The organism is Leptolyngbya sp. NK1-12, assembly GCF_032598965.1.
Classification (GTDB): Bacteria; Cyanobacteriota; Cyanobacteriia; order Elainellales; family Elainellaceae; genus Elainella.
Genome location: NZ_CP053586.1, coordinates 3,611,348 through 3,624,233, shown reverse-complemented (window position 1 = coordinate 3,624,233; position 12,886 = coordinate 3,611,348). Strand labels below are relative to the sequence as shown.

The following is a 12,886-nucleotide window of genomic DNA, read 5'->3' as shown; positions in this document are numbered from 1 at the left end:
GATTGCCATTTGTGATCAAAGATTCAATATCTGTGCTCAAAGATCCAATATCAGAGATTCAAACAGGAAGCAACCCCTTGAATCACAACCTAAGAAAAGTCGTAAGACACACCACAAGAGACAGAGGGAAACAAACTCAATCGGCAATTGGACAGGCTGAATGTATCGAAGATTACCTTCTGAACTGCTGGGAAAAGGCAAAAGCGATAGAGCTAATCTAGCGGTTTCAATTTCGATGCAAGCGATTTGAATCACAGCGTTTCGTCACATGATGATGTGCGGGTGAGCAGTGACGAAGCCGAGACAGTCGGATTGACACAAAATTCTGGACAGACTCAGCGGGCGAGATGATACGCGGTTGGAGCGAACGATTCAAGCATCGACTAGACCTGTACCGATGAAAAAGAGAAAACTAGCTGACGGTCAATTTGAATACAAATTTGTTATAACAAGTCGTCTTTACTGTTGTTTAATTATCGCTTTCTAAACTATTGCTTTCCTATTATTGCTTCTTCTTGAAAGCTTTATGCAGTGGAGGTCGATTATTGTATCCCTATCCAGTTGACGAACAGGTTGACGAACAGGTTGACGAACAGGGAGCGGGTACGTTGTTGATCTTCCTCTCATCTCCCCTTTGGCGTACTTTCCCTCTTCTCACCTATCTTTCGGCCCTTTCAGCGCCATTTAACTACCGTTTTATCGCCGTAAATTATGTCTCCTGAAGCGCAAGAATTCCTTGGAACGTTTGCATCAGAGTCCTTTTACTATTGGGCTGCTGTATTCATGCTGCTGATTCATGCCGGCTTCCTCGCATACGAAGGCGGTGCTTCTCGGACCAAAAATGTCCTCGCTACGATGGTCAAAAACCTGATGACGCTTGCTAGCGTGGGGTTGGCCTTTTTCCTCTTCGGCTGGTGGGTCTACAATGCCTTCCCGCTATTTCCCCTCACAGGCGGCATTCTAGGACCCTGGACCAATCCTGAGGTGAATGAAACCGTCAAGGCGGCCATGCCCTATGTAGAGGCGTCCTACCCATGGTCGCCAGCGCTTGGCCCCAACACGGCTGATCACTTGACGGGTGTGTTTTGGTTTGCCTTTGCCCTATTCGCCATGACAACGGCTTCCATTCTTTCCGGGGCCTTGATCGAGCGGGTCAAGATCGGCGCTTACCTGATCATGTCGATTGTGTTGGGTAGTTTCACCTGGGTGGTCGCTGCCGCTTGGGGATGGAGTGCGTTTGGTTGGCTGTTTACGCAGTTTGGCTATCACGATTTTGGCTGTGCGGCTGTGGTGCATGGCGTGTCAGGATTTTTTACACTAGGAGTGCTGCTGAACTTAGGTCCCCGCATTGGTAAGTTTGACGAAAACGGCAAGCCGAGGCCAATCCTACCCCATAATCTACCATTGACAATGGTAGGGCTGATGCTGATCTTTGTTGGCTTCTATGCGTTCTTGGCCGCCTGCATGATCTTTCTACCCGGCTATGAGAAAGAGACAACTATTTACGGTACTCCCATGACTCTCGCTTCGATTGGGGTAACGACTACGCTAGCATTAGCATCTGGATTAGTTGCTGCCTACATTTCCTCAAAGGCCGATCCGTTCTTCACCATTTCTGGTGGTCTGGCCGGAATCATTTCTGCGGGCGGTGGCATGGATGTCTACCATCCAGCTCTCGCGATTGTGATCGCCTTTATTGGTGCCTATCTCATGCCCAAAGTTGCTCTAATGATCGAGCGAATGGGTATTGATGATGCGGTGGGGGCTGTCGGGGTGCATGGATTCTGTGGGTTGTTTGGCTGTGTGGTGGTCGGAATTGCAGCGGCTGGGTTCCCCCAGGGCGAAAGCGTTCCCTCGATCAATCTGTTTGGTCAAATTCTGGGAGCGTTGGTCTGCATTGTGCTGCTGGGATTCATTCCGGGCTATGGCACGAGCTGGGTGCTGAAGAAGCTGAACCTGCTACGAGTGTCGCGTCAGGAAGAGATCGAAGGGCTGGATCTTGCTGATTTAGGGGTGGAAGGCTATCCCGAATACGCCACGATGACGTTTGTGACCCAAACGACGAGGCCAGCGACCGCAACTACACCAATGAGTTCGACTGAACTAGCAACTGAATAGGGAGATAGGATATGTCCAGTCCGTTTAAAACCTTTCAAGAATTTAGCGAAGCGGAAGGTCCAATTTACACCTTTGCTAATAATTCGACCATGATTGGGTTCTTAATTAGCTTGACTGCACTGATCTTGCTGTACTTCATTTACATGTCCTATGCGATGAAGCAAGATTCGGCGGCAAAAAGCCCAGCAGCATTAGGGGCATTTATTCTGGCCGGTGCCCTTTCCCTAGCTGGCTTGTCCCATTCTCAGTCCCCAAAGCAAACGCCCGAGACCGCTCGACGGCAACCCACATCGGAGCTATCACTGCGACCTTTGGCCTTACTCGGCATGATTGGCGTTGGAGCTAAAGCATTCAAATCGCGCCATCGTTCTGCAAAACGTTCATCTCGGTTTTCCAGTCGCTATCGTTCTAGGTGAATCTCCTTGACAGCTAAACGTCCACTGGGGAAAGCAATTGCTTTCCCTTTTTTATTGGTATTTCTATTGGTATTTTTATTGGTAATGTCTCCGTAGTTCCAGATACATTTTTCTGCTTTAGCTCGAGTTATTATAACAAGTCAGAACAGATTCAGAATTAGCTTGTCTGCTGCAGTTGAGACGTTTGTATACACAATAGAATTACTACTAGGTGAATCCTGTCTCTGCATTGTGGTTGCTCGATGAGAAGCCGCTATGCCTGACGGCAGGCTATCTCAACGCCTCTAAAACCGCTAGATTTAAGCATTCTTTTAAGAAGATTGGCAGGGAAGTTAAACGTTTAAATATAGTGCTTCAGCCGAACTATGATGTCGCCAATTCAACTCACAGATGCTCAGATCGAGCAATTTCGTCAGGACGGATTTTTAGTCTTTGAAAAATTGATTGATGCTGCTTTGGTGGCTCGGTTGGTAGACAGGATTGATCCCCTGTTTGCTGGCCAGTTCGAGACGGGCATCTATCCCGATGAATGGTATTGGCGACCGGGTTTGAGCTTGTTGGACGTGACGCGAGAAATGTGCAACGTCTGGAAAAGCGACCGCCGGATGGCGAGCGTGGTACTTTCAGCTGAAATTGGCCGGATTAGCGCCTTGTTAGGCGGATGGCGGGGAGCCAGAATTGGCCAGGACAGCCTTTGGTTCAAACCTCCCGGCGGCAAAGAAGTAGCGCTGCATCAAGATGCCACCTATATTAGCTACATCGACCCGCCCGAAATGGTTACCTGTTGGCTTGCCTTAGACGATACGAGTGCCAATGCGGGTACGATCGAGTATGTGCGCGGTTCCCATCGCTGGGGATTAGTAACAGAGATCGGTGAGTTTCATGCCCCTGCTCAAGACTATCGCTCTACCATGCGACAAGCCGCGCAACAGGCGGGCATTGAGGCACCAGAAATTGTGCAAGTCGAGATTCCAGCCGGCGGCTGCGTGTTTCATCACGGCTGGATGTGGCACGGCTCCGGCAAAAATACCTGCTCCGATAAAGTTCGCCGCAGTATTGGCATTCACACCCTGTCTGCCGATGCCCAGTTTTGCTCCACCAACGTAGGATACATCTACGGACGCTACAAGCGCATTGGTGAAACTACAATGGATGAAAGCTTTTTCCCTATTCTCTGGACACAAGACGGATATCGCACCCCGTTTCTAAGTGACTATTGTCAGGACGCTTTGGTTGATGCAAACATGGATACGAGTAGAGAAACAGTAAGTGTATAAGCGATAGAGCAATGTGCCAATAGAATCTGTACAAACTTAATCATGGATCTCCTCTCTCCTCCCCTTAAAACTGTCATACCCGGCACCCTAAATATTGTTGCCAGTGATTTTGATGCCCGTCCCATGAGCTATGTGGTTGATGGGCTGCACCTGGGCTATGAGCCGGATGTGGCAAGGGCAGTTTGTCAACGGTTGGGATTGAACCCCGTTTGGCATAATTTGCCAATGGCAAAGTTTTACCCCAGTCTGCAAACCGGGAAATACGATCTCGTCTGGTTCAACCAAGCGATCACACCAGAACGCCAAGCCTGGGCCAATTTTACTCGTCCCTATGGCTATTTTGATGAAGCGGTGTTAGTTAGGGTCGAGAGTACCGCCAGTTCACCAGCCGAATTAGCCGGACTGCGCGTGGGGGGACTAGCCGACAGTACGAACTTAGCGTTGGCAGCCAGTTTTGCTGATGCCCAAATTGTGCCGTTTCCAGGCAGCGACAACGTGCTGCCAGAGATGTTGCAGGCACTGCGAACCGGCGAAATTGATGCCCTAGTTGACGATGAACTAGTGCTATTGGTTGCTGCTGAGGAAGACCCCCGCTTAAAAATTGCCTTCAGCGTTCCAACCCAAGTTCCCTTTGGCATTGCGGTTTGTCCAGGTCAGCCTGAGTTAGTTGATGCCCTCAACGCCACTTTATCGGATTTGATCGCGGATGGTACGTTACTGCAACTCTGGTCCCACTGGATTCCCTGGAAACCATTCCCCCTGCGATAGCTAAATTCAAAATTGCAAATTATTAATACTGGAGGAGCACAGTGACTGAAGTTCTAGTGAAAGCTGACGCAGCTCAAGCTCTGACTGATTTGGAAGCCTATGTTGCGGCAGAGCATCGGGCTGATTTGGTCAAACAGGTACGCGAAAAAATCGATGAATTAGGCATTCAATATATTTACTATCAGTTTGTTTCGGTTACGGGTCGGATTGTCGGCAAAGGCGTACCGTCAGATCACTGGGAAACCATTGCTGATCGGGGTATTCAGCTTGTCTATGGTTCGATGGCGAATCTGTATGTTGACCGCTACCGCAACTACATTGGCTATGGTCCCGAAGCGTCAGAACTAGTTGCGATTCCCGATCCAGAAACCTTCTGCCAACTGCCTTGGGATCGGCGCGTGGCGCGGGTGTTTTGTACCTGTTTTCGCAACCGAGAAGAGCCGACCGAACCGGGGTCCTACCTGACAGCAGACTGTCGCGGTAACCTGAGACGCATCCACGCCCAGTTTCAACAGGAACATGGTCTGCAACTGCGGCATGGCTGCGAACCGGAAATGATGTGGCTGAAAAAAGGCCCAGACGGTCAGCCCGCTGGAGGTGTCACTAAACCCAACTGCTACCACATTGACCAATTTGAGGAACTACGTCCTGTCTTCTTGCGGGTCATCGAATACTCGAAGGCAATGGGTCTGGACATGATTCAAGGCGATCACGAAGATGCCCCCGGTCAGCTAGAGCTGAATTTCAGCTTCGATGATGCTCTGCGCACTTGCGATCGCCTGACTACCTATCGGCAAATTTGTGCCCAAGTGGCGCGGGAGTTTAATCTGATTGCCTGCTTTATGTCGAAGCCGTTTATGGGTGTGTCCGCGTCGGGCTGTCACCATAATCTGTCGCTTTGGCGGGGTGGCGACGAAACGATCAAGTCCTTTGGGTTTGATTCATTGCCCGGTTTGGCTGGAGTGTTTACCTACAACAAAGGTGGCGAAAATACATTTCTGCCGGTGCCGGAACAGCATAAAACCAAACCTGGCCCAATTGGGTTGCAGTGCATCGGCGGCGTGATTGAACATTTGCCGGCACTGACGGCGATCGGCGCTTCTACGGTGAATTCCTACCGTCGCCTCTGGGATACGGGCCTCTGGGCACCGGTGTATGCCGACTGGGGCTTCCAAAATCGCACTTGCGGTCTGCGGGTTTCGGCACCAGGACGGTTCGAATATCGGGCTGTAGACTCGATGGTGAATCCCTACCTGATGGCCGCTGCGCTGCTGAAAGCGTTTGATGACGGCATTAAACGCACTCTCGATCCGGGTGAACCCGAACATCGTAATCTCTATGAAGCGATGGAAGCCGGTAAACAGGTGAAGAAATTACCGATGTCGCTGGGAGAAGCACTAGAACGACTAGCGGAAGATGAAGTAATTCGCTTAGCGATGCCGGGAGAAATGTATCCGCTTTATCACTGGTACAAACGAGACGAATGGGAAAAGTTTTTGTCAACTACCAGCAATTGGGATGTGGAGATGTATCTAGATTGTCTACCGTAATATTAGAGATGATATGAATACCGTTCAGTAGCGTGATATTGATCAATGACAGAAACAGCAGATATTGTCGTTGTGGGTGGCGGGTGCATTGGGGCATCGATTGCCCTACATTTGGCAGAGAAGGGAGTGGGAAAAGTTATCTTGCTAGAGCAAAAAGAGCTAGCACATGGTGCTTCGGGGAAAGGAATCGGCATTATTCGGACCCACTATACCCATCCGGTTTTGGCTAAGCTAGCGCAGCAGTCCCAACAGTTGTTTCACCAGTTTGCTGAACGGTTTGGCGGTTACGACGCTGGCTTTAATCCGTGTGGCTATTTTGTTTTGGTGGGTGAAGCCGATGTGGCAACCCTGACCCAGGTGGTGCAAATGCATCAGCAAATGGGCATCGAGGTGCAGCTTACCGATGCTCAGCAGGTTAAGGCGGTTTGTGGTGAGTTGCTGGATTTAAGCGATGTGGCAGCCGTGGCCTACGAACCCAATTCTGGCTATGGCAGCCCGCCCAAAACGACAGTAGCTTTGGCAAAGCGTGCGATGGATCTGGGCGCTGAGGTGCGGACCCAAACGCCGGTGCTAGAAATCAAGCTGGATGTAGAAGGCCGAGTCGAGGCGGTAGTAACGCCAAACGGCGAAATCAAAACCCGCACGGTAGTGGATTGTGTTGGCCCCTGGGCACGTCAATTTGCCGAACATCTGGGGTTAGAGTTTCCAGTGACGCCGATTGTGGAACATGTGGTGGTGGTAGAGCGGCCCACGGAACGGGCGGCCTTTCATCCGGTGATTTCCGATCTAATTAATCTCTGTTACTTGCGCTCGGATGGCGAGCAAGCCTATACCCGCATCGGTAACTCGGATCCCAAGTACCACGCTCAGTTTGCGCTTCAGAAGGCCGATGAGTTTCATGGGCAGCTTTTTCCCCACATCTGCGAAGAATTGCATCGCAAGTTGATTCGCCGTTGTCCGGGACTAGCTACTGTACCCGTGGTGGAGACCTATTCCGGCATTTGGGGCGTCACTCCCGACTATCAGCCAATCATCGATCGCTTGAACTATGCACCCGGACTTTACTGTGCGGTTGGTTTTAGCGGTCACGGCTATAAACTCAGTCCTATCATCGGCGATCTGGTTAGCCGCTTGATTCTGGGACGCGTGAATGACCAGGTGGAAATGCTCAACCTGTTCCGCTACAGCCGCTTTCAAGAAAATGACTGGATTAAGTCACCGTTTAGCTATGCTCAGGCACAGGGATTGCGATAGCAGGCGCAATCGCAGGTGATTACGTCACGTTTTGCAATTCATATACGGCATTGTTCATTTCTATGGGCAGCTGTACCCTAACTGTGGTTCCCACCCCTTCTTGGCTTTCTAGCTGAATCTGGCCTTGATGGGCATCCACACAGCGTTTTACAACTGCCAATCCTAAGCCTGTTCCTTTAATTTGTCCAACATTATTGCAGCGATAAAATGTTTTGAACAACTGCTGTTGGTTCTCTAAAGGAATGCCAATTCCTTCATCCTTAATTTCAAATACGGCATTTCTGGTGTCACAATAAACATTGAAGTCGATTTGACTATGCTCCGGAGAATACTTGATCGCGTTTGACAATAGGTTCGTTAAAATTCGATTTAGCAATACTTGATCGATATTCACCTGCTTACAATCACCTGTATAGCTAAATTGAATTTTGTACCGATGGTGGGCACTTAATTCTAAGGACTCGTAGATCTCCCGACAGAATTTCTCTAGATCCAACAGGACCGGCTGGCACTGGGTAGTTCCAGACTCGATCCGGCCAATCATCAGCACCTCATCTAGCAAATACAGCATATGCTCAACAGCAGCGTTGATTTTGTCGAAATAGCGCTCCTGCATCTCAGTCGTTAGAGTGTCCCCTCCGTAGTGCAAGAGTTCGGCAAAGCCTTGGATGCTCGTCAAAGGCGTGCGAAAGTCGTGGGAAATCATTGCCACAAATTCTGACTTGAGACGATTCAGCTCCTGCTCTTGGGCGAGTGCTCTCAATGCATCGGCCTTCGCTTGCTGCAATTCAATCTGCATCCGGCGCAACATTAAATGGTTTTCGACGCGAGCCAACACCTCCTCGACCTGAAACGGTTTAGTGATGTAATCTACGCCGCCGACCTGAAAGGCTTGCACTTTATCCAATGGTTCACCCAACGCACTCAAAAAAATGACTGGAATATCGCGAGTTTGTTCGTCGGCTTTGAGCTGTTGACAAACCTCGTAGCCGTTCATTTTCGGCATGTTGATATCCAACAAAATCAAATCGAGTGGTACGGTGCGGACGGCCATCAATGCAACCGAGCCACTGATCGCGCTGCGGACCTCATAACCCTGTTTGGTCAGCATCGAAGAAAGCAAGCGCAAATTGTTAGGCGTATCGTCAACAATCAGAATTGTGCCTCTGACTCCAGGGGAATCAGTATGACTTGTGGGAACTGAACTCATTGGGGCTTAAATTTTATTAATTCAACAATTTCTTCAAACTGAAAGTGATAAACCAATTCTTTTAAACCTCTAGCCAAATTAGAATGAGCTGCCGGAATTTGCTCAATCAATTGAAGGACTTGCCGATCGCTACAGCCGCTAGCTGCTTGACAAAGACTAGCAATCCACTCTGGAGGCATCACTTCCAGATCGGAAGCAGACACCTGATAGACCAGAGATTGATTGGTTCCTTCATATAAGCCTTCATATAAGTAGTCTACCCCGCTTGGCTCAACGTCTATAGACGGATCGCCTGCCCGCAATCGGGTCGGCAGCGACAAATCTTGAGTTTTCAAATGCACCGGAATCGTAAATTCAAACACAGATCCTGCCCCAAGTATACTCTGAACCTGAAGCTTGCCCCCCATTAAATCGACAAAGCGACGGCTGATCACCAGTCCCAAACCGGTTCCCTGGTTCGATTGTCGTCCAGCTTCGGTCTGTACAAACGCTTCAAACAAACAGTCCATCTCTTCGGCTGCAATGCCAAACCCCGTGTCTGCCACTGCGAAGTGCAACCACTGTCTAGGTGAAGTTGGCTCATGATTTGGCCCGTGCAACGCCGAGGATGCCGTTGAGCTACTAGGCTCGTTGCCCAAACCTACCTGCAAGGATACACGGCCTGCTTGCGTAAACTTGATTGCGTTATCTAGCAGATTGAGTAACACTTGGCGCAGCTTGCTTTTATCGGCAATCACTTGGCGGGGTACTTCAGGGGCAATTGCAACAGTTAGCTCAAGCTGTTTTTCTAACGCGGTCAACCGCAGCATTTCTTCGATGTTACCTATTAAGGTGTAGAGATCGAATAGACTTGCCTGCAAGCGGCCTCGATCAGCTTCTAGTCTGGCAACTTCTAAAACGTCATTGATTAATTCCAGCAGGTGCTGGCCGCTGCGATTAATGATGTTGAGATACTCCTGCTGTTCTGGGTTGAGTCTAGTGTCTTGACTAATTAGCTGAGTAAAGCCGAGGATTGAGTTGAGGGGGGTGCGTAGCTCGTGGCTCATATTCGCCAGAAATTGAGTTTTAGCCCGATTTGCGGCTTCTGCGGCATCCCTTGCCTTTTCCAGGGCTGCTTCAATCCGTTTGCGATCACTTATGTCCCGTGCCACAATCAAGACCGACTCATCCGATAGCGGTGAGATACTAGCCGCTAACCATACGTCTCGATGTCCTCCTCGCTGCCCGTCTCGATCTGCCACTTGATGAGGCAGTTGCAGCATGTATTCCAGCCGCACAGTTTTACCCGTCGCTAAGCTAGAGCGAATGCCCTGCAAGAATTGATCGGCAAGCGGTTGCGGTAGGGTTTCGTGCAGCGTCTTACCCAGCAGATCAGCCGAAGGATAGTCGAAATTAGGATTGGCAGAAGCCACCTTCAGACAGCGTCCAGTTACATCCCTGACCAGCACCACCTCATCCATTGCAGTAAACAGCGCCTTCAGTTCAGCTTCAGCCTGCTTTTGAGCCAACACCGTTCCCAACTGCGCCGCCACTGCCGACACCAACTGAATCAGCCGTTGCTCTTGTTTGCGGGCTTCAGTGGTGAAAAATACTAGCACTGCCAGTACGGTTGAGCCGTTGGCTGCTTGGACGACTGAAGAGGCTACCCCAGGATGCTTGGCTTGAGAAGTCTCGGTTTGTGCTAATCCACTCCGCTCATAGGTGACGGTGATAGGTACACCCAAACGGGCCTTGACCCCATAGTGATTTACCAGTTGAAACCGATACTGAGAGTGGGAATTAGTGTCAGAAATCACCTCTTCCGGTGCTTCGTCGAAGGTCCATTCTGGCTGCTGCTGACTCCAGACCCGACCTGCAATCCCTTCATTGGGCTGAAACGTAACTTTTTCTGAACACTGTCGCAGGCGCTGCATTGAGGCCACGGCGGTCGGACTATGGGCGGCGGCATTGCAGTACCACACTGGGCTACGCTCCAGCACCCGGCCATCAGCAGAGGGGAGCCAGACCTCACCATAGATCCAGCCGGTTGCTTCACAAAGAATCCGCACAGCCGCATACAAAGCGCGGTTAAAGTCTGGAGCGGCGGTGATCGCCTGAGTGACATTAAACAGTAACTGCACTTCTTCCTCGGCCTGCTGCCGTTTGGCTTGCACCTGATGCCCACTAATAAATTTGCCGATGCTCTGCGCCATCAATTCAATGATTTCTCGTTCATGCTGATTAAATCCTTGAGTTCGCACCTGGGTTGAGAAGAAGCTGAGGATGCCGTAGATCTCTCCATCCACCCAGATAGGAGTGCCAATGTAGGACTCCAGCTTGAATGTCTGATACATGGGATGGTGGCGCATTGCTTCAATTTGACTAACATGCTCATAGCAAACAGTTTGTTGGCGTTGCAACACGACATCACAGTAGATGGTTTGCCACGTAAATTCTAATCCTGGCGTTAGCGGCATTCGTTTCCCATCGGCAGTGGCCCCATCAGCAGTGGGCAAAGTCGAATAAACAGCGAGCAGCCTGCAAGCGTTCTGCGTCCTCTGCCCAACCGCGCTCCAGCAAAACCCCAAGAGTTCACAGCCGGTTTTGAGGTAGTCAGCACAGAGGGCTTCGATGGTTTCAAAATCAGTCAAGCTCAAACGGTGCAGTTGCTTGAGATGGTTGCTGAATTTGCCTAATGCAGCCGATTTGTGCAGTAGCTCTGTCTCAGCGCGTTTGCGGGCCGTAATGTCTCTCGCGACCCACAGCACCGTATCTGGCCCGCTCGGAGAAATTTTGGCATTAAACCAAACTTCCTGCCCCTGAATCACCAGACGATATTCGCAGTCTACAGCGTGCTGCATTTCTAAACTGGATCGGATATAGCTCAGGAAGCGATCCGCTTGGTTCTTTGGAAAGACTTCATGCAGCGTCTTGCCCAGTAAAGCGCTGGCTGGTCTATAGAGGTTTTCTTGGCTTGTAGGCGCAATTTCTAGATAGCGTCCTTGGCAATCGAGGACTAGAATCACGTCTATCATGGCAGCAAACAAACTGCGCAGTTCTGCCTCAGAGGCTTGCAAGATCATCTCAATCTGTCGCCGTTCACGGATTTCCTGCCGCAGCAGCGAATTTTGATAGGCCAGCGCTTCTAGCTGTTTCTGTTCTTGTTCAACCGATTTTGCTTGGGCTAGCGCCATGCCAATCTGGGCTGCCATCGTTTCTAACAGGAGAATTTCATCGATTGTCCATACACGCTGTTGGTTGCACTGGAGTAGCAAAATTCCGTTAGCCTGGTTTTGAGCAGAGGTCCGAATCGCTACCAGAGACGGGATCTGGGCCAGATGGCCCGAAGGCTGGAACGTCCGGAACCGTTCATCGCTAGCTAGATCAGCGCAGACAACAGCTTGGTCTTGGGAAAGCACCGTTGCGATAAACTCTCGCTCCTGCAAAATCAGATCGATCGCCTCGGTTGTAATCTGGTTCGGCTCAGTATAGTCGGCGATCAGCAGAATTTCTGGGATTGGCGGCGGAACATAGATGTGAATCGAACAGTAATTCACCTGAAGGCCACGTCCAATCTGCTCTACGATGGTTTGGAAGATCAACTGGTCTACTGTAGGCGAGCGAATGGCTTCGGTGACTTGTTGTAATAGCAGCAGCTTTGGCAAGTACTGCTCTAGCGCTTGTTCAGCTTGCTCTCGCCGCCTGATTTCTTGCTGCAATTGAATGGTCCGGGTCTGAATCTGGTTTTGTAATCTGCGAGGTACTAGCTGGGTTTCGATCTTGAGCAGAACTTCCTCGGCCGTAAACGGGTAGGTGACATAGTCAACCCCACCACTGGCAAACAAGTTAGCCTTGTCAAAGCTTGTCCCAGATTGAGCCAGAAAAATTACCGGTACGTTATGGGTTTGCTGGTCAGCTTTCAACCAGCGACAGATATGGTAACTATCTAATTCCGCCAATTGAATCGACAACAAGATCAGATCAGGCCAACCGGTTTGTGCCACCTTGATCGCAAAATCCAAGCTGGACGCAAAGCGCACGTGATACCCCGCCTCTGCAAGCAAACTTGCTAACCGTCTCAGATTGGCTGGAGTATCATCAATGATTAGAATGCTCTCTTTTGAACTGATTTGGTTTGAGCTGAGATGGTGAGCTTGATCCATCGGTTCATCAAACGTTATTCCAGCAGGACTCGGTGACGCTATTGGTAGAGAACATACACACCATAACAGACGCCAGCAAGTTCCTAAAAGCTGAGATTTTCGGCAAACTCGCTCCCCTAGCTAACTCTAGCTACAGTTGATTTATACAGGC

The 12,886-nt window shown here is 50.1% G+C and carries 8 protein-coding genes; 6 read left to right on the top strand and 2 right to left on the bottom strand.

Annotated features, from left to right (window positions below):
- The first annotated feature begins 711 nt into the window (after nucleotides 1-711).
- The 6 genes from HJG54_RS15230 to HJG54_RS15205 all read left to right on the top strand — a co-directional run bounded on the left by HJG54_RS15230 (nucleotide 712) and on the right by HJG54_RS15205 (nucleotide 7,383).
- Nucleotides 712-2,118, top strand: a complete 1,407-nt coding sequence (locus HJG54_RS15230) for an ammonium transporter (protein WP_316429678.1) — start codon at nucleotides 712-714, stop codon at nucleotides 2,116-2,118.
- 11 nt (nucleotides 2,119-2,129) lie between these two features.
- Nucleotides 2,130-2,534, top strand: a complete 405-nt coding sequence (locus HJG54_RS15225) for a hypothetical protein (RefSeq protein ID WP_316429677.1) — start codon at nucleotides 2,130-2,132, stop codon at nucleotides 2,532-2,534.
- Nucleotides 2,535-2,899: 365 nt separating this feature from the next.
- Nucleotides 2,900-3,811, top strand: coding sequence for a phytanoyl-CoA dioxygenase family protein (locus HJG54_RS15220; RefSeq protein WP_316429676.1), 912 nt, complete (start codon nucleotides 2,900-2,902; stop codon nucleotides 3,809-3,811).
- A 42-nt stretch (nucleotides 3,812-3,853) separates the two neighbouring features.
- Nucleotides 3,854-4,579: a substrate-binding periplasmic protein gene (locus tag HJG54_RS15215; RefSeq protein ID WP_316429675.1), complete on the top strand. Its 726-nt coding sequence runs from the start codon at nucleotides 3,854-3,856 to the stop codon at nucleotides 4,577-4,579.
- Nucleotides 4,580-4,620: 41 nt separating this feature from the next.
- Nucleotides 4,621-6,129 carry a glutamine synthetase family protein gene (locus HJG54_RS15210; protein ID WP_316429674.1) on the top strand — a complete coding sequence of 503 codons (1,509 nt, stop codon included), beginning with the start codon at nucleotides 4,621-4,623 and terminating at the stop codon, nucleotides 6,127-6,129.
- A 45-nt stretch (nucleotides 6,130-6,174) separates the two neighbouring features.
- Nucleotides 6,175-7,383 carry an NAD(P)/FAD-dependent oxidoreductase gene (locus HJG54_RS15205; protein ID WP_316429673.1) on the top strand — a complete coding sequence of 403 codons (1,209 nt, stop codon included), beginning with the start codon at nucleotides 6,175-6,177 and terminating at the stop codon, nucleotides 7,381-7,383.
- Between the two features lie 19 nt (nucleotides 7,384-7,402).
- Here the strand turns inward: HJG54_RS15205 and HJG54_RS15200 are convergent, their stop codons facing one another.
- Together HJG54_RS15200 and HJG54_RS15195 are read right to left on the bottom strand one after the other, a co-directional pair.
- Complete coding sequence (locus HJG54_RS15200; protein ID WP_316429672.1) at nucleotides 7,403-8,593, bottom strand: hybrid sensor histidine kinase/response regulator; 1,191 nt, start codon at nucleotides 8,591-8,593, stop codon at nucleotides 7,403-7,405.
- Entirely contained in the window at nucleotides 8,590-12,735 is a 4,146-nt protein-coding gene (locus HJG54_RS15195; RefSeq protein WP_316429671.1) for a GAF domain-containing protein, read from the bottom strand. Before HJG54_RS15195 ends, HJG54_RS15200 begins: the two co-directional genes overlap by 4 nt.
- Nucleotides 12,736-12,886: the final 151 nt, after the last annotated feature.

Excerpts from the sequence above, each read along its gene's own strand:
- HJG54_RS15195 (WP_316429671.1), bottom strand. The coding sequence starts at position 12,735 with ATGGATCAAGCTCACCATCTCAGCTCAAACCAAATCAGTTCAAAAGAG.
- HJG54_RS15225 (WP_316429677.1), top strand. The coding sequence starts at position 2,130 with ATGTCCAGTCCGTTTAAAACCTTTCAAGAATTTAGCGAAGCGGAAGGT.
- HJG54_RS15205 (WP_316429673.1), top strand. The coding sequence starts at position 6,175 with ATGACAGAAACAGCAGATATTGTCGTTGTGGGTGGCGGGTGCATTGGG.
- HJG54_RS15200 (WP_316429672.1), bottom strand. The coding sequence starts at position 8,593 with ATGAGTTCAGTTCCCACAAGTCATACTGATTCCCCTGGAGTCAGAGGC.
- HJG54_RS15215 (WP_316429675.1), top strand. The coding sequence starts at position 3,854 with ATGGATCTCCTCTCTCCTCCCCTTAAAACTGTCATACCCGGCACCCTA.
- HJG54_RS15220 (WP_316429676.1), top strand. The coding sequence starts at position 2,900 with ATGATGTCGCCAATTCAACTCACAGATGCTCAGATCGAGCAATTTCGT.
- HJG54_RS15230 (WP_316429678.1), top strand. The coding sequence starts at position 712 with ATGTCTCCTGAAGCGCAAGAATTCCTTGGAACGTTTGCATCAGAGTCC.